Origin of the sequence: Acinetobacter sp. UBA991 (assembly GCF_002292065.1) — a bacterium.
Classification (GTDB): Bacteria; Pseudomonadota; Gammaproteobacteria; order Pseudomonadales; family Moraxellaceae; genus Acinetobacter; species Acinetobacter higginsii.
Window position 1 is genome coordinate 1 of the sequence record NZ_DBBF01000033.1, and the last position, 25,511, is coordinate 25,511.

General features: G+C 40.0%; 36 protein-coding genes and 1 pseudogene. 36 read left to right on the plus strand and 1 reads right to left on the minus strand.

Annotated elements, in window-relative coordinates:
- From B2727_RS14180 to B2727_RS14300, 25 genes and pseudogenes are all read left to right on the plus strand, one after another.
- A pseudogene (locus B2727_RS14180) lies at positions 1-195 on the plus strand (hypothetical protein); the annotation flags it as partial.
- A gap of 171 nt (positions 196-366) precedes the next feature.
- Positions 367-780 carry an antiterminator Q family protein gene (locus tag B2727_RS14185; protein ID WP_171551074.1) on the plus strand — a complete coding sequence of 138 codons (414 nt, stop codon included), beginning with the start codon at positions 367-369 and terminating at the stop codon, positions 778-780.
- A gap of 411 nt (positions 781-1,191) precedes the next feature.
- Positions 1,192-1,494, plus strand: a complete 303-nt coding sequence (locus B2727_RS14190) for a hypothetical protein (protein WP_291349480.1) — start codon at positions 1,192-1,194, stop codon at positions 1,492-1,494.
- Between the two features lie 284 nt (positions 1,495-1,778).
- Positions 1,779-2,054, plus strand: coding sequence for a hypothetical protein (locus B2727_RS14195; RefSeq protein ID WP_291349427.1), 276 nt, complete (start codon positions 1,779-1,781; stop codon positions 2,052-2,054).
- A 36-nt stretch (positions 2,055-2,090) separates the two neighbouring features.
- The gene (locus tag B2727_RS14200) at positions 2,091-2,444 is read left to right on the plus strand and encodes a DUF7681 family protein (protein ID WP_291349429.1); all 354 of its coding nucleotides are present in this window, start codon (positions 2,091-2,093) and stop codon (positions 2,442-2,444) included.
- A 33-nt stretch (positions 2,445-2,477) separates the two neighbouring features.
- The gene (locus B2727_RS14205) at positions 2,478-2,969 is read left to right on the plus strand and encodes a recombination protein NinB (RefSeq protein ID WP_291349431.1); all 492 of its coding nucleotides are present in this window, start codon (positions 2,478-2,480) and stop codon (positions 2,967-2,969) included.
- Positions 2,970-3,007: 38 nt separating this feature from the next.
- Positions 3,008-3,214 (plus strand): hypothetical protein, encoded by a 207-nt coding sequence (locus B2727_RS14210; RefSeq protein WP_291349433.1) that lies wholly within the window; start codon positions 3,008-3,010, stop codon positions 3,212-3,214.
- Between the two features lie 9 nt (positions 3,215-3,223).
- Complete coding sequence (locus B2727_RS14215; RefSeq protein ID WP_291349435.1) at positions 3,224-3,469, plus strand: hypothetical protein; 246 nt, start codon at positions 3,224-3,226, stop codon at positions 3,467-3,469.
- A complete protein-coding gene (locus tag B2727_RS14220) occupies positions 3,411-3,689 on the plus strand; it encodes an HNH endonuclease (protein WP_291349482.1) in 279 nt (92 codons plus the stop codon). The genes B2727_RS14215 and B2727_RS14220 overlap by 59 nt, the downstream gene beginning before the upstream one ends.
- Positions 3,690-3,837: 148 nt before the next feature.
- A complete protein-coding gene (locus B2727_RS14225) occupies positions 3,838-4,053 on the plus strand; it encodes a hypothetical protein (RefSeq protein WP_291349437.1) in 216 nt (71 codons plus the stop codon).
- Positions 4,054-4,158: 105 nt separating this feature from the next.
- A complete protein-coding gene (locus tag B2727_RS14230; RefSeq protein ID WP_291349439.1) occupies positions 4,159-4,608 on the plus strand; it encodes a terminase small subunit in 450 nt (149 codons plus the stop codon).
- A gap of 477 nt (positions 4,609-5,085) precedes the next feature.
- Positions 5,086-6,777, plus strand: a complete 1,692-nt coding sequence (locus B2727_RS14235; protein ID WP_291349441.1) for a terminase large subunit — start codon at positions 5,086-5,088, stop codon at positions 6,775-6,777.
- A complete protein-coding gene (locus B2727_RS14240; protein ID WP_291349443.1) occupies positions 6,774-8,006 on the plus strand; it encodes a phage portal protein in 1,233 nt (410 codons plus the stop codon). Before B2727_RS14235 ends, B2727_RS14240 begins: the two co-directional genes overlap by 4 nt.
- The gene (locus B2727_RS14245; RefSeq protein WP_291349445.1) at positions 8,003-8,662 is read left to right on the plus strand and encodes an HK97 family phage prohead protease; all 660 of its coding nucleotides are present in this window, start codon (positions 8,003-8,005) and stop codon (positions 8,660-8,662) included. Before B2727_RS14240 ends, B2727_RS14245 begins: the two co-directional genes overlap by 4 nt.
- Entirely contained in the window at positions 8,655-9,848 is a 1,194-nt protein-coding gene (locus B2727_RS14250) for a phage major capsid protein (protein ID WP_291349447.1), read from the plus strand. The genes B2727_RS14245 and B2727_RS14250 overlap by 8 nt, the downstream gene beginning before the upstream one ends.
- Before the next feature lie 46 nt (positions 9,849-9,894).
- Complete coding sequence (locus B2727_RS14255; protein WP_291349449.1) at positions 9,895-10,065, plus strand: hypothetical protein; 171 nt, start codon at positions 9,895-9,897, stop codon at positions 10,063-10,065.
- Positions 10,062-10,349, plus strand: coding sequence for a head-tail connector protein (locus B2727_RS14260; protein WP_291349451.1), 288 nt, complete (start codon positions 10,062-10,064; stop codon positions 10,347-10,349). Before B2727_RS14255 ends, B2727_RS14260 begins: the two co-directional genes overlap by 4 nt.
- On the plus strand, positions 10,350-10,697 hold the full coding sequence (locus tag B2727_RS14265; protein ID WP_291349453.1) for a phage head closure protein: 348 nt from the start codon (positions 10,350-10,352) through the stop codon (positions 10,695-10,697). It abuts the gene before it with no gap.
- A gap of 8 nt (positions 10,698-10,705) precedes the next feature.
- Positions 10,706-11,167 carry an HK97-gp10 family putative phage morphogenesis protein gene (locus B2727_RS14270; RefSeq protein WP_241345160.1) on the plus strand — a complete coding sequence of 154 codons (462 nt, stop codon included), beginning with the start codon at positions 10,706-10,708 and terminating at the stop codon, positions 11,165-11,167.
- Positions 11,164-11,526: a DUF3168 domain-containing protein gene (locus B2727_RS14275; protein ID WP_291349455.1), complete on the plus strand. Its 363-nt coding sequence runs from the start codon at positions 11,164-11,166 to the stop codon at positions 11,524-11,526. Before B2727_RS14270 ends, B2727_RS14275 begins: the two co-directional genes overlap by 4 nt.
- Before the next feature lie 13 nt (positions 11,527-11,539).
- Positions 11,540-11,755 (plus strand): hypothetical protein, encoded by a 216-nt coding sequence (locus B2727_RS14280; protein WP_291349457.1) that lies wholly within the window; start codon positions 11,540-11,542, stop codon positions 11,753-11,755.
- 68 nt (positions 11,756-11,823) lie between these two features.
- Positions 11,824-12,288: a phage tail tube protein gene (locus tag B2727_RS14285; RefSeq protein WP_241345157.1), complete on the plus strand. Its 465-nt coding sequence runs from the start codon at positions 11,824-11,826 to the stop codon at positions 12,286-12,288.
- Between the two features lie 40 nt (positions 12,289-12,328).
- Positions 12,329-12,862: a phage tail assembly chaperone family protein, TAC gene (locus B2727_RS14290; RefSeq protein ID WP_291349460.1), complete on the plus strand. Its 534-nt coding sequence runs from the start codon at positions 12,329-12,331 to the stop codon at positions 12,860-12,862.
- Between the two features lie 11 nt (positions 12,863-12,873).
- Positions 12,874-13,092 (plus strand): hypothetical protein, encoded by a 219-nt coding sequence (locus B2727_RS14295; RefSeq protein ID WP_291349462.1) that lies wholly within the window; start codon positions 12,874-12,876, stop codon positions 13,090-13,092.
- Positions 13,093-13,127: 35 nt separating this feature from the next.
- Positions 13,128-13,280 carry a hypothetical protein gene (locus B2727_RS14300; protein WP_291349464.1) on the plus strand — a complete coding sequence of 51 codons (153 nt, stop codon included), beginning with the start codon at positions 13,128-13,130 and terminating at the stop codon, positions 13,278-13,280.
- Positions 13,281-13,301: 21 nt separating this feature from the next.
- On the opposite strand, the gene B2727_RS14305 is transcribed toward B2727_RS14300, so the two are convergent.
- On the minus strand, positions 13,302-13,646 hold the full coding sequence (locus B2727_RS14305) for an Arc family DNA-binding protein (protein WP_291349466.1): 345 nt from the start codon (positions 13,644-13,646) through the stop codon (positions 13,302-13,304).
- A gap of 112 nt (positions 13,647-13,758) precedes the next feature.
- Between B2727_RS14305 and B2727_RS14310 the strand changes: the two genes are divergently transcribed.
- The 11 genes from B2727_RS14310 to B2727_RS14360 all read left to right on the plus strand — a co-directional run bounded on the left by B2727_RS14310 (position 13,759) and on the right by B2727_RS14360 (position 25,462).
- Positions 13,759-13,923, plus strand: a complete 165-nt coding sequence (locus tag B2727_RS14310) for an Arc family DNA-binding protein (RefSeq protein ID WP_291349468.1) — start codon at positions 13,759-13,761, stop codon at positions 13,921-13,923.
- A 75-nt stretch (positions 13,924-13,998) separates the two neighbouring features.
- Positions 13,999-14,937, plus strand: a complete 939-nt coding sequence (locus tag B2727_RS14315) for a phage antirepressor N-terminal domain-containing protein (RefSeq protein ID WP_291349470.1) — start codon at positions 13,999-14,001, stop codon at positions 14,935-14,937.
- Between the two features lie 50 nt (positions 14,938-14,987).
- On the plus strand, positions 14,988-15,314 hold the full coding sequence (locus tag B2727_RS14320) for a hypothetical protein (protein ID WP_291349472.1): 327 nt from the start codon (positions 14,988-14,990) through the stop codon (positions 15,312-15,314).
- Positions 15,315-15,375: 61 nt separating this feature from the next.
- The gene (locus B2727_RS14325; protein WP_291349473.1) at positions 15,376-18,891 is read left to right on the plus strand and encodes a tape measure protein; all 3,516 of its coding nucleotides are present in this window, start codon (positions 15,376-15,378) and stop codon (positions 18,889-18,891) included.
- 33 nt (positions 18,892-18,924) lie between these two features.
- Positions 18,925-19,317 (plus strand): hypothetical protein, encoded by a 393-nt coding sequence (locus tag B2727_RS14330; protein ID WP_291349476.1) that lies wholly within the window; start codon positions 18,925-18,927, stop codon positions 19,315-19,317.
- 58 nt (positions 19,318-19,375) lie between these two features.
- Positions 19,376-20,530: a hypothetical protein gene (locus B2727_RS14335; RefSeq protein ID WP_241345147.1), complete on the plus strand. Its 1,155-nt coding sequence runs from the start codon at positions 19,376-19,378 to the stop codon at positions 20,528-20,530.
- A complete protein-coding gene (locus B2727_RS14340; RefSeq protein WP_241345145.1) occupies positions 20,527-21,396 on the plus strand; it encodes a phage BR0599 family protein in 870 nt (289 codons plus the stop codon). Before B2727_RS14335 ends, B2727_RS14340 begins: the two co-directional genes overlap by 4 nt.
- A gap of 8 nt (positions 21,397-21,404) precedes the next feature.
- Positions 21,405-21,653, plus strand: a complete 249-nt coding sequence (locus B2727_RS14345) for a hypothetical protein (protein ID WP_241345143.1) — start codon at positions 21,405-21,407, stop codon at positions 21,651-21,653.
- 8 nt (positions 21,654-21,661) lie between these two features.
- A complete protein-coding gene (locus B2727_RS14350) occupies positions 21,662-21,841 on the plus strand; it encodes a hypothetical protein (protein ID WP_241345140.1) in 180 nt (59 codons plus the stop codon).
- Positions 21,825-24,590, plus strand: a complete 2,766-nt coding sequence (locus B2727_RS14355) for a phage tail protein (RefSeq protein ID WP_241345139.1) — start codon at positions 21,825-21,827, stop codon at positions 24,588-24,590. Before B2727_RS14350 ends, B2727_RS14355 begins: the two co-directional genes overlap by 17 nt.
- Entirely contained in the window at positions 24,587-25,462 is an 876-nt protein-coding gene (locus tag B2727_RS14360) for a LamG domain-containing protein (RefSeq protein WP_241345138.1), read from the plus strand. Before B2727_RS14355 ends, B2727_RS14360 begins: the two co-directional genes overlap by 4 nt.
- The last annotated feature ends 49 nt before the right edge of the window (positions 25,463-25,511 follow it).

Genomic DNA, 25,511 nt, shown 5'->3' on the forward strand with positions numbered 1-25,511 from the left:
GGATCTGTTAAACGTGACTGCTGTATTTGGGAGCAATTCTGTGTAGAGCAGGGGATTAAATTTGACTTGGTACACCCTGCAGCAAACATGACAAAAACCAAAGATGCATATTTTAAAAAAATAACTGGCTGGGTAGGCAGAACAAGTGAACACAGCCGTGATGCAGCAATGTTAGTTTACGGACGGTTGAAATGAGAAAACAAAATAACGATTGGTTTTTAATTATTGCATTCATCATATTCGCCATTGTTGTAGTGGCGGTTAATACATGGAACACGGTTCAAGTTTGTAAAGGTCAAGAAGTGTATTGGGTTAACGGAACTCAATTCACATGTAAATTTTTTAAGCATTAGGAGCGCGAAAATAATGAATGCAGTAGCAAAACAAAAAATGGATTGGTCGAAGCGCTCACCTCACCAGTGGCTTGATCAATATGGTATCTGGGTTCGATCAGGTAATTTTAAAAGCTCTGCTAACCCGCTTGCCAAAGCAATAGACCAGGCAGATGAAACACGAGTTCGTGCAAGCAAGATTTCAAAGCCATGTGAAATTACTGATTATGAAGCGGTTGAGGTTGGTAAACTCTTGGCGAAAATGCACAACGAAAATAGAGAATATTTGGCAGAGCGTGCCTGGTTGTTGATTTTAAAATATGAGAACGATTGGTCGTATCAAACGATTGCGAATACTCACAAGGTGAGCAAGGCAACCGTCCGAAGGGAGATTGATTTAGGCCTATCGTATTTAGATGGGAAAATTGAAGTATTAATGAGTGTTTGATAAGGCTTTAATTCACACTTGACTGTGTAGCACACTTAGTTTAGATTTGTGATACAGTGGACGAAGTTATAGTAATTCACTTAGTTTTGATTTTCATACCCACTGAGATACCACATCAGTCAGTGGGTATTTTTTTGCTCATCGAAAGGTGGGCTTTTGCGTTTCTGGGGTTACCTATTAGACCTCTTAAAGTAATAGGCGCTTTGCATGGTCGGCAGAGTGAATAGAGGGGTGCGAGGCTTTGAACAAGGCACTACCCTTGGTTTGACCACCTAAAGAGGTGAGTATTTACTTGCGGATTGGCGACCCCTTAACACACTCAGTTAGCCTTAAACTACGGTACTACTCAGCCCAGTTATTCATTTGGATAGCTGGGCTGTTTTCATGGCCATTCAAAAAGAGAAAATAAAAATGGAAAATCGTTGGCATGCTGATCAAGAAAATAATATGAGGCCAGATGTTAAGGGTTTGCCTTGCCCATTTTGCGGTTATGACCATGGTATAGCTGTTGATAGTAATTCACATGATTTAAAAGAGCATGGGGTTATATGGTCAGCTCGTGCATTTTGCCATGAGTGTGGGGCGCAATCTCCCAGCACAAACATAACAACATGGCCAGATCATCCATTAAGTGAAGAAAGAATTTATATTGATTGGGAAAATGAGCGTGAGGTTGTGAATCTCGCGGTAAAGATATGGAATATTCGGAAATAGGATTTAAACCCTCACTCGCATTAGCGCAATGCGAGTCAATTAGCTGAGCGTATTTCGCCACAAGAAGCCCCGCTGCAATAATGGTATTGGCGGGGTTTTATTTTTATATAGGTGCGGTATGACTGATAAAGTGGAAGCAAAAAAAGACTTGGTTTACTGTTGTGCTGAACTCAATAAATACGAAACTTTGAGCAGAACAGGGCTCTCAAGAGATGAGTTAATAACAATAGACACCATCATGATCAGACTAAAAGAGAGAATTAAAAATCTCAGAAGTGTGCTCCATGCGTGACCCAAAGCGATTAGCTGAGATTAGAAAGCTGCCTTGTGTTGTATGCGGTAGATCGCCAGTAGATGCAGCTCATAGTAATCAGTCAGCACACAGCAAAGGGTTAGGCGTAAAGGCAAGTGATGAGTTCACAATCCCACTTTGTAGGCAACATCACATTGAATATGACCAATTCCAAAAGATGAATCGTTCGCAGTCGGTTGAATGGTTCGCAAAAATGCTTGAAAAGACTGAGCGGATGTTGAATCTTAAAGTTGAAGAAATTTTTTAACTGAGCCGAATGGCTCTTTTTTTTGTGAGAATTAAAATGGAAAACCAACATCGTAAAATCAAAGGCTATCGTGAACTTTCTCAAGAAGAAGTTGATTTAATGAATCGCATCAAGGAGAAGGGAGCAGAATTGCTTGCACTTCAAGCTGAACTCACTGGACGCCTAGATACTGACACAGAAGTTAAGCTTGCAAATGCACGAAAATCTATTGAAGGCCATGAATACGAAGGACGACCTTATAATGTTTACAACGGCAACTCTGATGAATGTCAAGAATATCGACGCTTTGAAGCGGCAGAGCCGTTGCGTTGGGCTGCAATTGGTAAAACAGATATTCAGACAGGAATTATGGCTTTGGTTCGTGCGGTAGCTCAACCAACAGGTTGTTAAGCCACCCTCGGGTGGTTTTTTATTGAGGTGGGTATGAATCAAGCAGTCTTTCCAATACCTAACCATACTGAGATTGCCAAAGTAATTAACTACCTTAATCTGAATCATGCTAAGGCCGCAGTAGAGGGTAAACCATTAATCGTTACTATCTCTACTAAACAAATTGATAGATCAGCAGCGCAAAACAGACTCTATTGGAAATGGCTCACACAATTCGCTGATCATGTAGGTTCAACCAAAGAAGAACAACACGCTTTCTTTAAACGCAAGTTTCTAATTTCTATATTCAATCGTGATGATGCTGAATATGCAGAAATGTGTAGAGCTATTGCTGCATTGAAGAAGAATGAGTGTGAAGAATACAAAGCGATTGCAGACCATGTGATCAAGCTTACAAGCACAAGCAAAGCATCAGTAAAACAAATGAATGAGTATCTCAATCAGATTGAAGCATTCTGTTTAATGCATGGTGCCAAGCTATTAATTCCTTATGACTTAGAGTGGTGTTATCGAGATGGTCTGTAAATCATGTGAAGAACGTCGTGAATGGATGAGAGTTCAATATGAGCGAGCAAAAGAAAGAACAGCCAAAGCAATCAACCGCATTAGAGGAATTGCTGACAAAGATAGTGGAACAGAACACAACACTGATTCAGCAGATAGCGAACAAGGATCAGATAATCCTAGCAGCACTGGAACAGAACAACGAACTCCTGTTGCAACTAAGCGAACAAGAGTCAGAACAACCAAGGTCGAGAACTCTTGATTAAGAGGTGGCTATGTCACGCAATATTGTATTGAAAAGAACCAAAGGTTCTAAAGGTCCATTAGCATTACATGATGCAATCACAGGTGAGATGCTTTCCTCACAACAAGAACTCAAGATCGAATCAAATCCAAATGGATATGTTGAGTTAAACGTTAAGTTCATCGTTGATGGTGATCGATTAAGAATAGTTGGTGATCATGAAACTACAAACACTCAAGCCGAGATTACAGGCACAGAGAACGCCAAGGCAGAATAGTTGGGGTTCAGGTCGTGGTGGTCGCCCATGGCGTAGACTCAAAGCAAAGATACACCTAAGAGATAAGTACACATGCCAGTACTGTGGTGTGGTCACTATGGACCTCGAGTTAGATCACATCGTTAATATTGCTCAAGGTGGCAATGATGATGAATCAAACCTACAGAGCTTGTGTGTGCCTTGTCATAAAGAGAAGACGTTGAAGGAGAGTAGGCAATGAGAGACTTCTTTCGAAAACTTATTAAGCCGAAATGTTCTTGTTATGGTTGTTCTTATACAAGTAAGCATGGTGGTTATATGCCATGTAGCAACACGCACAAAAGCAAATCAGATATTTCAAAGCCACCACGGAAACCATGAGGTTAACTATGGATATTAAAACAATTCAAATTAGTGTTAAGGGTGAGACAGCAACAGGTAAGTCTCATGTCCTCAGTGTAATTGAGAAGGCATTAAAAGCTGAGTATGGCCATGATGTCATGGTTGCATCTCGTGACTTGTACCTAGAGCGAAACCTAAACTGTTCTGATAATCAAATGAATAAACCAGACAAAGCTAAAGTAGTATTTGTTTTATCTGAATAACCCATGGGGGGAGGTGTTTCTTAAAAATCAAAAAATTACGGACACCGCCCACCAACTCACTTATAAGAAAAAATCAGTATTCAAAAATATGTTAAAGGAGGGTATATGGCTTTAACAGAAAAAAAGAAGGCATTTGCCCTCGCAAAACGAAACGGTAAAGACAATAAAGAAGCGGCTATTTTAGCTGGATGCCCTGAAAAGACTGCATCTGCGGCTGGTGCACGTTTAGCCAAAGATCAAGACGTTATTGCTTATCTGGAACGACTTGATGAAGCCACTCCTGAACAAGCTGTTAAACATGAGGTTAAACCTTTAACAACTTTCACAACCATAGCAACATCTAAGAATTTGTCGGACCCCTTGGAGTTTTTGGAGTCGGTATTTTCTGATCCAGTTGAAGATATGGCTCTACGTGTACGCGCTGCCCAAGCGGCACTTCCATACGTACACGGCAAAGTGGCTGAAAAGGGCAAGAAAGAAACCAAAGAAGATGCAGCTAAGGCTGCAACTAAGTCAGGTAAGTTTGGGACTTTGAATAACCAATTACCTAGCTAGCTGGTATAATAAAGGTATGGATTTAGAGCTTTTGCAGAGGCAAAAATGTACATTGAAAAACTCAAGGAAAAGTTCGAAACAATAGAATATGTAAAAGACAAAGTTGAAAACCTTAGATGGGATTCTTATTGTTGTCTTTACGAGGCCACTGATTGGAGAAATGCTGATCAAGTAGCCGATATGCACTGGATAAATGGTGCTTGGACAATTTATCGAGAATTAAACAAAATCTAAGTGTGACTTACAGTTTGTGAAATACTTAACCGCCTCAATGGCGGTTTTTTATTATCCAGTTTTGTCTGAATCCGTGGGCGACACGGTGCGAGAGTAAGCAATGTCCTGAACCAGTATGGGGATGCGTAGCCAGGCTTTTGAATGTGCCATAAACATCAGCTTATCTCAGCCATACATGCAGGGGCTCGCAACCTGCCAGACAATTTATTCCGCCTTATGGCGGTTTTTTATTGGACAGAATAAATGACCGCAATGCTTCCAGAATGGACAACCGCTTGCCCAGACTGGGAGGAGCGTATTGTTGCTAAAAAGTCGCTCATGCCATGTGAGCCATTATTTCCACAAGTTGCTGATGTTGCTGAGCGCATATTTAAAGAACTGATTCTAGTTGATGTGATGGGTAGCCCGAGGATGGGTGATGTCACATTGGAATGGGTAATTGAGTTTATCCGGGCAATCTTTGGTTCATACAATCCAAATACAAAACGTCGATTAATTCGTGAATTCTTTCTTCTGATTTCCAAAAAGAATACAAAGTCCACAATTGCAGCAGGTGTAATGCTTGTAGCGTTATTGCTGAATGACCGTCTTTCTGCTGAGCTTATTATCTTGGCACCTACAAAAGAAGTTGCGGATAATAGTTTTAACCCGATTCGTGACTTTATTCGCGCTGATGAAGAACTTAGCGCAATGATTAATGTCTCAGAGCACACAAAGACTGTTACTCATTTGGGTACTGGAGCAAATCTTAAAGTTATCGCAGCGGAATCAAATGCGGCAGCAGGTAAAAAGGCTTCAATAATTTTGATCGATGAGGTTTGGTTGTTTGGGAAACGATCAAATGCTGAATCAATGTTCCGTGAAGCAAAAGGTGGTTTAGCATCACGTCCAGAAGGTTGCGTGATCTATCTGTCTACAATGTCAGATGAAGTGCCGTGTGGTGTATTTAAGCAGCTTCTTGATTATGCCCGTGATGTTCGTGATGGCATTAAAGAAGATAAGGGATTTTTACCCCTCATCTATGAATTCCCAAAACATTTGGTCGAAGCAGGCGAGCACTTAAAACCTGAGAACTTCTACATCACCAATCCAAACTTGGGCGCATCCGTTGACCTTGAGTATCTGATTTCAGAGTTTAAAAAAGTCAAAGATGCAGGGGAAGAATCCCTTAGAGACTTCTTGGCAAAGCACTTAAACATTGAAATTGGCATGAATCTACGTGCTAACCGATGGGCAGGTGCTGAGTACTGGAATAAGCAAAAGCACGTATTTGGCTTGGACCATATCATTGAGCAATCAGAACTTATAACTATTGGTATCGATGGTGGTGGTTTAGATGACTTACTCGGATTAGCAGTTTTAGGGCGATTAAAGAAAGATCCGCGTATCTGGTGGCTTTGGAATCATGCATGGGCCAATAAGATCGCTTTAGAACGTCGCAAAGAGAACATTCCCAAGTATCAGGACTTCGAGAAAGAGCAATCTTTAACGGTTGTTGACCGTGTTGGTGATGACATTGATCAACTCGCAGCAATTGCCAAGAAAGTTTATGACAGTGGCAAGCTTAATAAGATTGGTCTTGATCCGCTTGGTTTAGGTGGTCTTTTAGATGGCTTGCTTGAAGTGGGAATTCCTGAAGATTCAATGTTTGCGGTGCCTCAAGGTTACAAGTTGATGGGTTACATCCTTACAACCGAGCGCAAATTAGCAGAAGGCAATCTATTCCATGCTGGACAGCAGCTAATGACTTGGGCAGCAGGTAATGCGCGGGTGATTATGGTCGGTAATGGTATGCGAATAACCAAGCAAGAATCCGGAATAGGGAAGATTGACCCATTGATCGCCACGTTTAATGCGGTGGCTTTGATGAGCCTCAATCCAGTAGCCAAGAATTTAGATATTGATAATTATTTAGAGGATGTCGTGATAGCATGAGCGATTTACAAGACACGGGTTTTTGGACTCGTTTCTGGTCACGATTGACTGGAAGAACACAATTAAAAAAAGGTGATACTTCTTATCCTTTTGATAGCTACATTTCGTCGGGTGGAGCAGTTGTAACACCTGAAACAGCATTGAAGCTATCAGCAGTTTGGGCATGTGTGAAATTGCGTGCTGAAACAATCTCTACTTTGCCATTACAGCTTTACGATAGTGAAAAACATATAGCTGTAGATCATTATCTCTATCGAATTTTGCATGATTCACCCAACGCAGATATGTGTGCTAGTGAGTTTTGGCAGGTACAAAGCGCTTGCTTAGACTTGTGGGGTAACTCATACAATCTGATAACCAAGCGATCAAATGGTGAAGTGATAGCACTTGAACCGCTTTTTCCGAGTGAAATGCTCGTAAAGCGCAATAAATCAGGTTCAATTGAGTTTCACTACACGGAAAATGGTAAAACAACCATTTATTCAGAAGATAAGATTCTTCATTTCAAAGGTTTCACCTTAGATGGGCTTGTGGGCTTATCAGCGATTCAATTTTTTGCTCAAACCATTGGTATGCAATTTGATGCTAATAACCAAGCTCAAGACTGGTTTAAAAATGGTTTAAAAGTAGGTGGGTTCCTTGAAACTGGTGAGCAAACTCTAACAACTGATCAACGTCAACGTATGCGAGCGAGTCTTTCTGAGTTCAGTAAAGCTGAAAATTCAGGAAAGTACATGATTCTTGAAGCTGGTATGAAGGTTTCAGGTGCTAGTAGCATTCGCATTAATCCAGTTGATGCTCAACTTCTTGAGTCGCGTTACTTTGGGATTGAAGAAATCTGTCGTGCATTTGGTGTCCCGCCGCAATTAATTGGGCATACAAGCAAAGCAAGTTCTTGGGCATCAAGTTTAGAGCAAACGAATCAAGGGTTTCTTACTTATGCGCTGAATCCACAATTGGTACGTTATGAGCAAACAATTGCTCGCAAGTTGCTTTTACCTCAAGACAAATACAAATATCGTCCTAAATTCTCTGTGGATGGCTTACTACGTTCAGATGTAGCTAAACGTGGTGATTTCTACGTAAAAATGACTCAAAACGGCTTAATGACAAGAAACGAAGCGCGTGAGCTAGAGGATTTGCCAGCATCAACAGATCCAGCGGCAGACAAGCTAACAGTACAAATGCAAATGGTGCCACTTGGAGAAAATCAGGGGAATCCTCAATGAATAGAAAAAGTTTTAATTTGGAGATCAAAGCCGTCCAAGAGGACGGTTTTTTTTCGGGCTACGGTGCCGTTTTTGGGAATATTGATTGGTACAACGATGTGATTTTACCTGGAGCATTCACTGCTTCTTTAGCTAAATGGCGAGCAAAAAACAAGATGCCGCCAGTTTTATGGAATCACAACGATAGTGAGCCTATTGGTGTCTACACAAACATCTATGAAGACGAAAAAGGCCTGTATGTTGAAGGGAAATTACTCATTGATGATGTGCCGCGAGCCAAGTCAACACATGCGCTTTTAAAAGCAGGCGCAATTGATGGCTTGAGTATTGGATATTCAACTAAAAAAGCAAATCAACAAGGCAATGGGGTTAGAGAGCTTGTTGAAGTTGAGCTTGGTGAAATCTCAATCGTAACTCAGCCAGCCAATGAACGAAGCGTTATCACATCTGTCAAATCCAAATTAGATGAAGGCGAACTGCCGACATTACCTGAATTTGAAAAATTCTTGAGAGAGTCAGGATTTTCAAAATCGCAATCCGTTGCAATCGCAAGCAAAGGTTTGCGCCCTCTTCTGAGCGAGTCAGAGGAAGAAATCAAAGAAGCGAAATCAATCTCAAATGCTTTAAATATCTTAAAAGGAGTCAGCAATGTCTGATCAAAATTTAGAACAACTCGCTCAAGAGTTTAAAAAACAAGTCGATGAAGTAAAAGGCATTGCCGAAGAGTTTAAAGGCAAGCGTGAACATGGCGATAAAATTGCGGAAGGCGCAAAACAATCAGCAGATGAAGCCATCACTAAATTAAACGAGCTTAAAGCGCGTATTGATGAAGTTGAGCAGAAGTCAGCGCGTCGTCCTAATGATCAACCTGAAGAACAAAAGTCATTAGGTCGTCAATTTGTTGAATCAGAGCAATTCAAGTCGCTTAGTGGTTCGGCAGGTCAACGCGGTAAAGCCAATTTCGAAATTAAAGCCACTATCACATCTGCAACCACGAATGCGGCTGGTTCAGCAGGTGATTTAGTTCAAACCACACGTCTTGCAGGTATCATCGCCCAACCTGATCGTAAATTAACAATTCGCGATCTGTTAATGCAAGGTCGCATGGATGGTAACGCGCTTGAATATGTGAAAGAAACTGGATTTACAAACAATGCAGGAATGGTCGTGGAGGGTACATTAAAGCCGCAATCATATCTTAAATTTGACTTAGTAAGTACAACAGCAAAAGTAATTGCTCATCATATGAAGGCTTCTCGCCAAATCCTTGATGATGCTTCACAGTTGCAATCTTATATTGATGGTCGTTTACGCTATGGCTTGGCTTTCAAAGAAGAGCAGCAAATCCTAAATGGTGATGGCACAGGTCAAAACTTGTTGGGGATTATCCCACAAGCGACTGCTTATGTTCGCCCAACAGGTGTAACACCATCATCTGAATCAATCATTGATACTTTGCGCTATGCAATGCTTCAAGCGGTTTTAGCTGAGTATCCAGCAAGCGGTCATGTGCTTAACCCGATTGATTGGGCAAGCATTGAAACCCTAAAAGATACAACTGGCCAATACATTATTGGCAACCCTCAAGGCACCTTGAACCCAACATTGTGGGGTTTACCTGTGGTTGCAACTCAAGCAATCACAGCAGGTAAGTTTTTGACAGGCGCATTCTCAATGGGTGCTCAAATCTTTGATCGCTGGTTATCTCGTGTAGAAGTTGCTACTGAGAACGAAGATGATTTCGTTAAAAACTTGGTAACTATCCTTGCTGAAGAGCGTCTAGCTTTAGCGGTTTACCGTCCTGAAGCGTTTGTTTACGGCAACTTAGTGCCAATTGTTTAACCTTGATTAGAAAGGAGTAAAAGCTCCTTTCTTTTTGGAGAACGAGATGAAATACGAAGTGAAGCGCGAACATTTTGGCGACCAGTTTTATAAAAGTGGTGACATTCGAGAAGCTGATCCAATGACAGTAAAACACCTGATTGATAAAGGTGTTCTTACAGAACTTAAAGAAGAAAAAAAGCCAGTCAAAACAATTAAACAGGTGAAATCAGAATGATTGATTTAGATCAGGCAAAACTACACTGTCGCATTGACGAAGATGCTGAAGATTCATTGATTTTGAAATGGATTGCAGAAGCAGAAGAGGTAATTCAAAACGATTTAGATCGTAAAGTGATTGTAGATGAGGCTGATCGAGTAAATGAAACTGATATTTTGGATAACGATTGGCTGGATTCAGCAAGATTGATTTACGTTCAATACCGCTATAGCCGCAGTTTAGAAGGAAAACCACAAGCCTATTGGGACCTATTGCAAAAGTTTAGAATTATGGGGGTTTAAATGGCAGATTTAGCTCCTGAACTGTGCCATCGCATCACCATCCAACACTATGTTGCTGGTGGTCGAGATGAAGATGGCTTTGAAATCGAAGGCTCTTGGCAGGAATATCAACAGCTCTGGGCTAAAGTCACTCCATTGTCAGCAAGGGATTTAATTTCGGCACAAGCTGATCAATCCGAAGTTGTTGCTCGAATGAAAATCCGCTATCGAGAAGACATCAACACGACGATGCAAGTCATTTGGAAGGGTCGAACATTCTCAATCCAAAGCCAAGCACTTGATGACAATGAAACAGGCAATATTTATTGCACTTTCTTGTTGGGGCAGGGTCTGGAAAAACCTAAGTAGAGGTGGTTATGGCAGGCGTAGAAGTTGAAATTACAGGTCTTGATGATGTCAAGAATCGACTTCAAAGACTTGCCAATCCTCGTAAAGCTAGAAGCATTGCTCGTAAAGCAGCACGTCAAGCAATGAACATTGTTCGAGATGCTGCTCGATTGAATGCCAAAGCCATTGATGATCCAGATACAAGAGAGAAGATATGGAAAAACGTAAAAGTATCACCCGGAAAAAGTAAGAACAAAGATGTAGTGATTATGCGAGTTGGCGTTGATGGCGGTGCGTCGTTTTCAAACAAAAATCCAAAGCCGACCAGTGGTGGCGATACGAGACATTGGAGATGGATCGAATATGGCCGATCAGGCGTGCCAGCGGTTCCATTCATGCGGCCTGCATTAGCAACCAATATTCAGCAGGTTACAAACAAGTTCGCAGAAGTATTTGATGCTGAACTAGATAAGGAATTGGCAAACCTATGATTTATCTACCGATTTACAAAACTATGAATGCTGATGCTGCGGTGAAAGCTATCTTTGGTGACAACCTTCGAATCTATGAAGACATCGCACCACTGAATACACCCGTACCATATGCAGTCTGGCAAGAGGTTGGTGGTAATGCAGAAAACAGCATTGATTGCCCCGCTAAGACTGATCACATCATGTATCAGGTGATTGTGTATGACACCAATCAAAAACGCGCTTATGAAGGGCGTGATGCAATCCGCAGGGCATTAGAAAGTCAAAGCTATATCTTGAATCCAAGAATCAGCAATTATGAGCCAGATACCAAACTATTTAGCCGTGGCTTTGATGCAAATTGGCTTTTATCCAGATAAGGAGGAAAACAGAATGGCAGATATCTCTATAGATGAATTCAAAATTCGTAAGGAAAACCTAGAGAAACACCTTGCTGAGAAAATTGCTGAACAGATCGGAATATTTGAGAAAGAAACTGGTGTGAATGTGCAAGACGTTCAAGTTAATTTCGCTGATGTAACTGCAATAGGTGAGAAAGAAAAATACATTCTGACAAGCGTTAATGTGAAAACTGAAATTTCAGATTAATCAACCAAAAAACCATAGGCACCCACTCGGGTGCTTTTTTATTGCCTAAAATTTGAGGAGCACTACTCATGGCAGAAGTCCGTGTACAAGGTACGAATGTATTCGCATTCGACGGTACAACCATTACACAACTGGCTTGTCTAACAGCCATTGATTTGGGTGGTGATTCCACTACTCGAATTGAAAAAACCTGTTTAGATGAAACTAAAAGCAAGTCTTACTTAACTGGCCTAGCCGATCCTGCGCAAGGTTCTCTAGGTTTTAACTTAGACACTGAAAACGAATCTCATCTAAAAATGATTGAGTGGGCTGAATCTAAAAAGGATGGCCTAGAGTTCTACATTGGGTCGTCTGAAGGTACTGCACCGCCAACTGTAACAGGCAGCACAGTAACTTTACCTGAAACACGTTCTTGGTGGGCATTTAAAGGTGGTATCTCAACACCTGTTCCATCTTTCGAAGCGGATGCTTTAGTGGGTTACACCGTGACTCTTGAGCGCGAAACAACCGTTGCATTCACCCCTAAAACCTAACATCTAGCCCCGAAAGGGGCTTTTACTTTTGAGAATTAAAATGGCTAAAGTAGATTTTAAGAAAGCAAAGAATATTACTAAAGCTGGAGCACCAGTTGAGCGTGATGTTAAGTGGACAGTTGAAGTAACCAGCGAGAATATTGAACAGTTAAAAACAGTTTCAGAAAATCAAGATTTAAAAGTTGGTGATCAGGTTGAACTTGAAGGTCAAGTCTTTGTTAAGCGAATGAGCTTTAAAGCAAGTCGTGAAGCATCAAAAGCATTTGAATGGGATATCGATTACGAAGATGTTGAAAAATCTAAACTCAAGTCTGTAGATTCTGATCAACTACAAGCAACTCAGCTTTTAGGCACCATTTGTGAAGATGCAAAGGGCACTCCATTCTTCACATCAGCACAAGATGTTTATGACTCTGATCCATCTTTCATTGCGGCTTTGTACCAAATTGCTGACGAAGTGAACAATTTCATGGGAAAGTTAGTGAAGAAGAACTCGGAAGAAACGAACTCATCTGTGAACTCGTCCTCAACGGAATCGGTGGCAGCACCATTGAAGAAGCAGAGCAAAAAATAAGTATTTCTGAAATGGCTATCTGGAAAGCTTACAGGATCAAGTACGGTTCGCTAAACATTGGTCGTCGTATCGAACAAGCCGTTGGTAATGCTTTAGCTCTGTACGCAAATGGAAATAGAAAGGCAGGAAGCAAACCTTTATCAGCTTATGACTTCATGCCACATGAGAAGAAGCCTAAACCTGTAGAGATTGGTGTTGAAGATTATCTGATGAGTATGGTTGGAAGGTAGTTTTGAATATAGAATATCCAAAAAAGGATATTTAAATGACCGAAAAACAAAAAGACTTCACCCAACCTGAATATTCAAATCCTGTGATTGATATGTGGGAGTTCTTCAATGAAAACCCACAATTTAAGCTTTTAAAATATGAACCTGTGAAAGGTGGGATTAGAGTGTTTTATGAGGTGGTGAGTTGAGAAAAGCCCCGAAGGGCTTTTTTATGGAATGTATCCACGACCATCTATGTCATTTATCCTGTTTTCCACATCATAAGAGTTGGCTTCAAGAACACTGACATCATTTTCAAGTCTCTCAAGCCTAGCGTTAATTTCTTTTAATTGTAAAAGCTCTTTCAAGATTGAGTTTGCCCATTCTTCTAGCTTTTGGGGATCAGTTATATTTTTCGGGTTGGTAGGCTCAGGTAGGTCATCAAGCTCAAATGTTCGCTCAAGACGTAGCTGAGCCTCTGCGTTAATGGATCTACTATTTTTTTTAGCGGCATCCACTATTCGTTGTTTCAATTCAGCTGGAATGCGTAAATTAAATTGAACATCATCTGACATTTTGTGACCTAGTGAATTGTTAGCACTTGTTAGCAAAATATGTTGACATAAGTTTGTTTGATTTGCTATGTTAGCAATTGTTAGATATTGCTAACAATTAGTAGAGGTGAATATGGCAAAAAGTGAATCACAGGTAAATTTTAGATTGCCTGATAATATTTTGGTGCGTTTTAAAGAGGAAACTCAAAAGGAGCGCAGGTCTCAAACTGCACAGTTAACCATTCTTGTAGAAGAATGGCTTGAAAAGCGTGAAAAACAACAAGGTGCGAAAGCATGAAATCAATAGACAACAAAAAAGCCCAACACTTGCAGGCGACGGGCTTAATTGATTGTCACGTTAAAGGAAATTAATATGACTACGAATAGTTTATCTCAAATCACAGTACCTTTCCATAGTACAGAACTATATTTAGTTGAACACAACTGGCAACCATACACACCAATGAAACCTATTGTTGAGGGTATGGGTTTAGACTGGAAAAGCCAGTTTGCAAAGATCAAGGATAAGTTCAATAGCTCAATGGTGGAAATCACCATTCAGGTTGTTGGTGACTTACAATCAAGACCTTACCTATGTTTACCTGTACGAAAACTTGCAGCATGGCTTTATTCGATCAGCCCAAACAAAGTAAAACCTGAAATCCGCGATTCAGTCATCATGTATCAAAATGAGTGTGATGATGTTTTATGGGATTACTGGACTAAAGGTGTTGCAGTCAATCCTAGAACCAACAAGGAAGATCGAGTACCTCTTAAAGATGCAGTGAATATGTTGGTTGCTAAATCCAAATCACTGACCTATTCAGATGCATATAAGTTGGTTCACCAAAAGTTTGGAATCAAGCATGTTGATGAACTAACAATGGATTTGGTTCCAGTTGCGGTGGAATATGTACATAAGTTAATGGGGGAATATCTACCAAAAGTTGAATACATTGATCCTGAGCTAAAGGCTTTTGAATTGCTCGCTGCTGATACTACAAACCGAATTCATGACTGGATATGGAGTCTGCAAGATGAGATCAGGCGCCTAAAAGGAAATATTCCAGACTTTCCAATATTTGACAGAGAAGCTATTACAAGGGCTGTTGTAAGTCGCATGACTTGCATGAGCCGTATGTTATTAACAATTGATAGTCTCACTAACAAACCTAACATTCAGTTCATTCCAAATAATTCTTGGATTTTGAATGATGAAAATATTGCAAAGATAGTTGGTGATCGAGAAGGGCCTAACAAAGAGGTTCTTCCTGATATCATTCAAGCTGCTGCAAATAGATTAAGAAAGTAGCTTTTTTACTCAAAACAAAATATCCTCGTTAGAAATAACGGGGATTTTTTATGAAAAAGATTGTTTTGTTGGGTTTAATAATTGTATTAGCAGCGTGTTCACAGAATAAAATTGAGAAATTAGAAGCAGAGCAGAAAGAACTTGAAAATGAAATTGAAAAATTCAATAAAATAGGAGAGAAATATGATGCTCCATGTCAAGAATCAGTAAAGTTATACCAGAAGGCTAGAGAGTCAAATTCAGAAAATGCAGAAAGCCTTAAAAATAAAGGAGCTGAAATATGTCAAAAAGCATTTGATGCTCAAAATAAAGTCCTTGATTTGCAAAGTAAAATTGTGAGCATTCAAATGTCAATAATTGCAGAAAAATCTAAATAGTTTTAAGAAAAATCAAAAAACCTCGCTGTGCGAGGTTTTTTTATTGCCAGGAGAAAAGTAAATGGCTGTAGGTTTAGGAACATTAACGCTCAATTTAATTGCCCAAACTGGGCTATTTACTCAAGGTTTAAATCGTGCAGAGCAACAAACGCGTACTTCTGCACGCAATATGAGTAATGAATTAAATCTTGTTGGAAGAACATTTAAGGATTTACAGGGCACTTTGATGGCATCTTTTGCAGGAGCACTAACAATAGGTGCTGCTATATCAAAAATGGATGCTTACACTGGTCTGCAAAATAGATTGAAGTTAGTGACAGCTTCACAAACAGAGTTAAATAACGCACTAAAAGATACGTTTAATATTGCTCAAGCAACAGGTCAATCATGGGATAGCACAGCACAGGTATATCAACGCTTTGCAGATAATGCAAAACGGTTGGGTATTACGCTTGGTCAAACCGCTTCTCTTACTGAAACAGTTGCAAAATCAATTGCTATTTCTGGTGGTAGTGCAGCAAGTGCAGAAGCAGCTTTAGTCCAATTTGGGCAAGCTTTGGCATCAGGTGTACTTCGCGGAGAAGAGTTTAATTCCATCTCGGAGCAAGCCCCTGGATTGTTAAAAGCGATTGCAACGGGTCTAGGTGTGAATATTGGCGAATTGCGAAAAATGGCTGGAGAGGGCCAGTTGACTGCTGATGTTGTTATTAAATCATTGGAAAAAGCTAAAGCTTCTGTAGATGATTTGTTTGGAAAAACTGATTTCACAATTGCCAATTCTTTTACGATGCTAAATAACGCAGTAATTCAGTTTGTTGGTGAAGCTGGTAAGGGTAGTGGTGCTGCACAAGTTCTTTCTAGCTCTATAAAAGCATTAGCAGATAATCTAGATGTACTGACCAATGCAGCAATGGTCGGAGCTGCATTTTATGCTGGTACTTTTATTCCGGCAATTTACACCAGTGTGGCAGCAGGATACGCAAAAACTAAACAGTTAATCGAGCAAACGGCTGTGCAATATGCAACGATCAATGCTGAACGAGCTGCAGCTGCACAAGCATTGGCAAGTGCTCAGGCAACAGTAGTCAATACACAAGCAACTCTAGCTGCACTTGCTGCCGAGAAAGCACTTGAGGTTGAGCGACTCAAAGCACAGATTAATCAGGCAGGTCGAATTGCCACTGCTACGCGTATGGCTCAATTGCGCCGAATCGAAGTACAAGTAACTGCCGAGCTAACTGCAGCAGAGACAGCACTTGCAGCTGCTCGCACAAGATCTACAGCCGCAGCTGCTATGTCAACACGAGTAGGTGTAGGTTTGTTGGGTGTATTAGGTGGACCTGTTGGACTAGGATTGACTGTTGCTGGTGTAGCTGCAAGTTACTTAATCATGCAAGACAGCGCGGATAAGGTTAACAAGAAGCTGATAGAGCAAGCATCTGTAGCTGATAAGGCTGCATCAGAGTTAAGCAAATTGCAAGGTGTTGATCGAAAATCAGCAATTAACGACTTAACTGAGGCTTTTGCGGCTCAAAACAAGGAATTAAAGAGCTCTGAATTAGCAGTAGGCGCTGCTTTAATTGAAATACAAAACTTTGCGCAAGGAAATGTCGAAGTAACTAAGATTTCTAACCAAGCACGCTTAGGAACCATTAGCTATAGTCAAGCTGTTGAGCGACTTAACAAACTTGGTGTATCTCCTGACCTTTACAATGGTCTAAAGAAACAGGTTGAGATGTATGATGAGAATTTTGTTAAAGCAAACAAGACATCTGAGGCATTAAAGGTTTTTGGAAAAGAAACTGTATTAGCAGGCAATGCAGCGCAAAATGCATCTGTACAGCAGTTAAAACATGCAGACTCTTTAGATGCTTCTGCTGCAGCAGCAGATAAAGCAAATGACGCTCTAACCAAGTACCGAGACAAATTAAAAGAGAATGCTTTCTCTGGACTATATAAACAAGGACTTTTGGAACAAGGATATAGTCCATCTCAAGCCAGTGCAATTTTTGATTTACAACAAGCGCGAGGTATGAGCGCAATTCTATCAAAAGATGAGATTGCTAGTGCCTTAAATGTCTTGAGAATTACTGAACAAACTGCAAGTGCAGAGCAAGTTTACAATGATCGCATTAAGCAGAGTTCTGATGCATTGAAAAAGTCTGCTAATGAGGCTAAACGAAGACAAGAGGAACAAAAGAAACTAGCAGAAGAGCAATTTCAGAATCGGGAAGATATTTATTATAAATATGCGACTCGAGAAATGAAAATAGAGAAGGATTTGCAAAATGAGATTGCAAGAATCCAGAAATCAAACTTTAACCCAAAAGATACAGCTGGCTACATTTCAAATGCTCAGTCAAGAAGTGGGCTTGAAATACTTCTTTATCAAGCACAATTAGATGCAGAGCTTAATGATTGGAAGGAAACAGAGCAGGAGAAGCTTAATCGTAAGGTTTATATAAATGAGCTAATGATCCAGCTTGATTCGGACATGAATGAAGAGCAAAAGAAAATGGCGATTCAGTCGTTGATAGGCCGATCAAATCAAGAACTTGCATGGATGAAGCTTCAAAAGCAACAGCGAATTAATGATGCATCTGAATCTTTCCGTACTGAGATGCAGAACATTGCAGCAAGGTATGCCTTTGAACGTGAGCAGATTCTTCTTAATAAAAGTATTGGTGATGATGAGCGTTCTGCACTGCTAAATGCATCTGTTTATTCTCAAAACAAAGATGAATCTCAAGTTCGTGATAATGCAATTGGTGATTATCGAGATGTAATGGGATTTGAAGAGTCACCATTAGTAAGGCAGTTTGAAGTTCTACAAAAGATGCGAGAGCTAGACTTATTGAATGAGGAGGCATATCAAAGCGCAAAGGTTCAATTGGGCATTAAGTATGGTGCTTCTTATATGGAGTCAATGCTTGGTGGGTTTGCGTCATTGGTTGATGAGAACTCTAAGACATATGCAGTGCTTTTTGCAGCACAGAAGGCATTTGCGGTTGCACAGGCATTACTTAATATCCCACAAGCATATTCAAAAGCTTATGACGCTGTAGTTGGTACGCCTTATGTTGGTCCATATATTGCCCCTGCAATTGGTGCAGCTGCGGCAGCTTTACAAGTTGCTCAAGCTGCAAAAGTACAATCTGTAAACTACTCTGGCTTTGCAAACGGTGGTTACACGGGTGCTGGTGGTAAGTATGATCCAGCAGGCATAGTCCATAAAGGCGAGGTTGTTTTCTCGCAAGCTGATGTAGCGCGTTGGGGTGGTGTTGGTAATGTGGAAGCAATGCGAACTGGTAAAGGCTTTGCTGATGGTGGGGTTGTAGACACTAAGGTTTTGGATATGTCTAATAACCAAGCTATAAGTGGCTACCTCTCAGACCGTCAATCCGCAAATGAGCATGCTAGTAATACTGCTGATGCAATTAATCAGTTCACTATTAACAACTTCATTGACCCTAAGGAGATTCCAGAAGCAATGGCTAACCCATATGGTGCGAAGGTGTTTATTAACTTTATCAAACTCCACAAATCTACAATTCGTGGTATGTTAGGTGTGCCTTAATAAGGCACTTCTAATTGATAATAAAGGTAAAATATGAGTGAATTAAGAAATACAGAAATAAGACTTCTTGCACTTGTTGTAAAAACTGATCCAGAGCGTTTTCGTGAAGGTGGTGATCCAATTACTCTAGCATGTAATGGAGTTATTATTTCTGGTAGACCTGTCCCAAGAAGTGTTTTCTTGGAAGCAAAACAAAATGCAACCCTCAAAGCTTTTGAAGATTTAACATTACAATCATTGACCAAAGAAGAAATCGCAGAAGATGAAGAGCAAAGCAACTTAATTGAGAATATTCATAAACTGTATTTGACTGATGCTCAGTATTATATTGGCGACAAGGTAATTCCTTCACAAAATGGTACTTTTGTAGTTGTTAATATTAACTCTATTGATGCTTACAATTTTGGCAAACTGTCCTTGGGTTGATAAAACAACAATTGTTAAGCCGACCCATTGGGGTCGGTTTTTTTTATGGGTGAAATATATGAAAGTCACAGTAAACGGGCATGAATATATCTTGCTCACGAAATGTCCATTACTTGAAACAACGGAGCGATACGAGTTTAAAACTGATGTACACCAAAGCTTTGATGCATCAAGCGAGGAAAGGATTCCTTTGCTTGATGTAGCGCGTCAATCCTTTAACTGGTCCATGATGGCATTTAGGAATGAAGTGCCTGAAATGTTCAATGATCTTTATTCTTGGATGCGCAAAGATTATTTGGTGCCGCAGCCTTTAGAATCTCAACTGGTTGGCAATCTATCAGATGACTTTATTGAAACTGATACAAGCAATCTAGGTATCAATGTAGGCACCTTGATCCTAATACAGGCTGTTGGAGTTTTAAAGGTTGTAGAAGTCACCGAAATTGGCAGATATGAGGTGATTGAAGATGTACCTGTACACATTGGTGGTTATCGCTTAAATGAGGCTGTAACAGCTTCTGATGCGAAGATAATCCCATTGCGCAAGGTCATCATTGCTGGCAATCCAACATCACAAGCCAATGGCCTAATGTTCAAGCCGACAATCGCTTTAAGAGTAACTGACAGTGTTGAATATCCAATGGCTGTCAATCCACAGCAATACAAAGGGGATGATATTTACTTTACTCCTTTGCTGCTAGATGGTGACTTCCTTGATATCAACTTTGAACAACACCAAAGCATTGTAGATGGTGAAATAGGGCAGTTTTGGCAGTTCACGAACTGGTTCAATCCACTGATCAATAAGAATTTCAGAGTGATCATGAAGAACCGGCAAGAATACATAGACTACAAGAAATGGTTCTATCGCAGACGTGGTCGCTTAAATCAATTCTGGTTGCCAAGTTATCAAAACAATTTCAATTTGGTTTCGCGCGGTAGTTCTAGCATCACAGTGAAGAATGACAATTTTCTGAGCGATCGAAAGAATATAGCAATCAAGGCCAATGGCGTCTGGACGGCTCATTCAGTTACATCTTCAAGTGCTAGTGGTGCCAACATCGTGATGAACATAACACCTCAGCCACCAGTGAGCATTGAGCGCGTGTCATATCTTGGCTTGTATAGATTGAATAGCGATACTGTAGAGTTCTATTTCAAAGGCGCTGACATTGTTGAGGCTACAGTTCCAATAGTTGAGTTATCACCATGATGAACCTATTCAAATCTAAAAAGGACTTATTTGAGTTCAAGCATGGCGAAAAAACATGGTACTTCACAAGCGCTGCAAAGGCAGTTGATCACAACGGGCATACTTATCTACCGTTGGTTGTGAGTCGGGGCAACATTGATGATGAAGACATAGACAAGTGTGATACTGAGATTACTTTTCCATATCCACAGCAAATATTGAATGCAGAAGGTGATGACTTACAGGCTTTATTCATCAACAAGATCTACTACAAGAGTGTCACTGTCACGATTCTGGAACTCTACAAAGGCGAGACATTAGTCATTCACATTGGCCGCATCACACAGCCAAAGTTTGATGATGATGAAAACACTATGACGCTTGTGAGCTCTACAGCAGAGACTCAGCAGAATAAGAGTATTCTCACTCGAAAGTTTCAAAAGACCTGTTCAAATAAAATCTTCGATCGTATTTGTGGTTTGAAGATTGAAGACTGGTCAGTTGATGTGACGATTACAGCAATCAATAATCTGACAATTACTTTCACAGTAAACCCAACACCTGTGCTAGATGAAAATGGAGACCCTGTTTTAGATGGTGAGGGGAACCCAGTTACAGAAGTGAAGTCATATCCAACAAACTATTTTAGTCGGGGCGTGCTTCACAACGGAGGAATTTTCACAACAGTTTTATCTAGCACATCAAATACTGTGAATTTGGAACGTCAGCATTTTGGGCTACAGATCGGTGATGTGATTAAACTTGCACCTGGTTGTGATCAAACTCGCGCAGGACCATGTCATACAATCTTTGACAATCATCTTCGTTTTATGGGATTCCCAAACATTCCAGCATCTAATCCAGTAAACGATCAAATAATTAAGTGAGGTAACTAATGGTTATTGCACCATGGATTATCTACGCCATCTTAGCAATTACGGTGGCTACAGCTGTTTATTCGTATTACAACATGCGAAAAATGCAGAGAAAGAATAGTGCAGAACCATCTCAAATGGATGGGTCACTTGCTGACGAAGGTGTTTCATTTTCTTCTATTTTTGGTTCTCCACATATACATGGAAACATTACATGGATTGGGAATCAAGATACCCAAGCGATTAAATCCAAAGGGGGTAAGAAATGAAAATCTACATGTCGGATATACGAAAAGCCAATATGTGCTCGCGAGGAACGCGGGCATTTTTTTTGGCGAGAGGTTGGGATTTTCAGGACTTTCTTGTTAATGGGTTGGATGAAGAGTTATTCATCAATACTGGTGATGCAATGGCACTGCAAGTTGTAGAGGTAGCTAGAAATGGGCGGAAGCAGTAAACAAACAGTAGGTTTTAAATACTTCGCAGGAATGCAGGTTGCTATTGGGAATTGTATTGAGCAGATTTTAAATATCAACCCTGATAAACGCGGATGGATTTTCACAAAACCCGAAGAAATTGCTCAATTAAAACTTGGCGACACATCGATGACAGTAAATAAGCCTGACCTTTTTGGTGGTGATAAACAAGAAGGCGGCTGGGTTGGAACCATTGATATTCATACGGGCCGCGAAGAACATTTGCGTCAAAATGAGTATTTAGCAGCACAAGATAGTGAGCTTGTATCTTCGTTCCCAGGTCTTTCCCACTTAGTTTATCGCGGTAATAATTCCGATCAAGGTTTTCAACTGGTCTCAATGTCTGGGATGCTTAAAGAGGTCTTGTATTGGCCTAAGCGTACACGTATCAAAGATGATGGAAGTGAGCAATGGTATAAGAGCTATCTTGATAACGATTCAAATGAAATTTTTGTATGTGAAATTGGCGCGAAAGTTAATGGGCTTTCTCCAAAAGAATACCAAGAAAAAATAGATAATCTACCACCTTTATTAAATGAATGGTGGGGGACAGATAACCAAGACGATCTATTCCATAAGTTTACAAATGGTGGTGTTCCAGTAACAGGGCTGATTGAAGGTTATTTATGGAATTTTCATGCCCAATTTGGGCATATTGGAAAAGTAGGATATGTAAAAACTTCATTTCCAGATTTCCTGATAGGTTTAAATATCCGTTTAATCATTCTTGCTGATGATGGGATTTCAAGCTTTTCTTGGTCTGGAGGAGATTTTGAACTAATTAGAGAATTTTCTGAGCCTGCTTTTATTACTTGTAGAGAATATATTTTAAGTTGCACAAATTCCACATTGGACCTAATGGTTGGGATTATAGATGGTGTGCCAGGTGGTTCTAATACCCAGCATCGTGTTGTTATTGATTGTGCAATAGCTCCATTCAATAGTAACGATAAGCTCATGGTAAAGGGTATTGATATAAATCCAATTCATCAAATCCGTGAAATCATCACCAATGACACAGCTATGAATAAGCCAGAGGCAATGATAAATGATTCAAATTTCAAAAATGCAGCAGACCGTATTTATGATGAGGATTTAGGAGTTTCAGGCGCATTTACTGAGAAATCATGTAAAGAAGCAATTGATGAACTGCTATTTCATATCGAAGCAGGTATTCGTCTAAATAGACAAACAGGGCAATATGAAATCGTATTGTTTAGAGATGATTTGTTGAATTTAAGCGACGCTCAAGTGTTTTCTAAAAGTAATATCAAATCGTTCAATATTGAAATTGCAAATGTTGATGATGTGATCAACTCAGTCAATGTGAATTACTATGATCGTGACAATATCAAGGACTCTTCCTTTTCACTTGATGAAATTGGTTCTGTAATGTCATCTGAGGTGAATGCACAGACACTTGATTTTCCGTATTTTATGAATCGTCGAAATGCCGAATTGGTTGGCAACTGGAAGCTTAAACAGCTTTCAACCCCTACTCGTAAGGGCACATTCACAACAGGAAAGTATGAAGCTCGCAAGATCAATAAATATGATGTTGTGAAATTGACTTGGCAAAATCAGAATATGGTTGATGTTCCTGTTAGAATCATGAAAATCGGACTAGGGGATGGCCGTGATAATACTGTGACTTTGGACTGGGTTGAGGTTATTCCATATTCATCAACTACATTTCCAACGATAAATGTCGATCCTCCAACTTCAGTAGTATTGCCACCACAACAGAATCAAAGTGTAGTTTTTGAAATGCCTTATTTTGAAGCTGTACAGAGATTTGGGCAGACTCAAGTTGATGCAGAATTGGCAAATAACCCTGATTTGGGATATTTAGTTGTTGCAACTAAAAAGCCTCAAAGCAATTCAATCAATGCTCTACTTTACACTGATGATGGCACTGGTTATCAGCAAGCTTCAATTGTTGACTATTGTCCTGTGGCGACTCTTGATCAAGAGATTAGCTATTTAGATGCATCATTTGCTGTTAAGAATGTTGCATCAATTAGTCAAGCTGAGGTTGGCACATTGATACTCTGTGATGAAGAATTGATGATGTATCAAAGCTATGACACAGCGACAAAGATCTTATCTGTCAAACGGGCAGCATTAGACACCGTTCCCAAACCGCATTCTCAAGATGCGGTTTTTTACTTCTATGATGCTTTTAATGCTTTTGATCCGGAGCAATATGTCTTGAGTGAAGCAATCAATGCGAAGGTATTAACCACTACACCAAGTGGAATATTAGGTATTGAGGAGGCCGCAGTGCTTTCACTTGAAATGAATGCACGCCCTAATCGTCCTTATCCGCCTGCAAATGTAAAAATCAATTCTGACTACTACCCAGAAGAGATTGAAACTGATCTTGTCGTGACATGGGTTGATCGCAATCGATTGCAACAAACAGGTGGCTCTATTCTTGGTTGGACAGATGGTGGCGTTGCTTTGGAAAGTGGTGCAGCAACAATGCTGATTATAAAAGAGCTTGATGAAAATGGCATTGTTATTGCCACTCATGATGTTAATGCAACGGGCACCAACACATACACACTGGCTATTTCAGCCATGCAAGTAGAAACACGCTCTATTGAAGTGAAAGCTAAGACTCTGAGGGATGGGTATGATTCTTTTCAATATTTCCAGCACACTGTTGAGCTTTCAACCTTCTTTAGCGCTCCATATAATATTGAATATACAGTGAGAGAAGTATGAGTATTGAAATTGACTTTTCTTATGCAATTGATGGTTTTTATGACACTGTAAATTATTACAGATCTGAAGACACAATGAATCCGACATCAATGCCGCCCCCAATAGCATCTGGAATCCATGGTAATAACTTCATTGATTCTACTGCTGTAATTGGTAAAACATACTATGTGAGATTCGGAACAGTGAGAGATTCAATAGAAAAAATAAGTGATGAAATAATTCTAATATCTGGTGATTCAAATTATAGCAGTGTTGTACTTGTATCAAATATGAGAGAGTCAATTGGTGGACAGCCAATTATAGATGCTAAAGGTCACATTTTTTCAGGAGTTAATGCAAATATTGTTGAAGATAATCAAGCTTTTGATAAAAAAGCATTGCAAGTTATTAATGGTTATGTAAGGACAGAATATTCACCTGATTTTTCTTTCTCGGGTGACTTTACTGCTGAAGTGAGATTCAAGTTTATCTCTCATCAAAATTATGGCGGCATTTTATGTTGCGCGCAAGGAGGTTCGGGACCTTGGAAAGGGTGGAATATAATTTTTAATGCCAATAAAAATAATATATTAGTCGAAATAGATAATTCATTAAGCATTATTAGCAGCGCAACCTTAACACCAAACATTTATTACCATGTAGCTTTATGTCGCTCAGGGTCATCTGTCAGGGTGTTCTTGGACGGTAACCTTGTAGCAAGTGGTACATACGCTGGCAATATAGACCCATCTGGATCTGTACTTTATATCGGTGTAGAGAGGGAGGGAAACCTTAAAACAAATGGGCATTTTGATGAAGTAAGGATTACTAAAGGTGTGGCTAGATATTTAGCTAATTTTACACCACCAAAAGCAAGATACCCATTAAGTTAAATAACTTAAATATCGCCCCAACTGGGGCTTTTTTATTATCTGGAGAAAA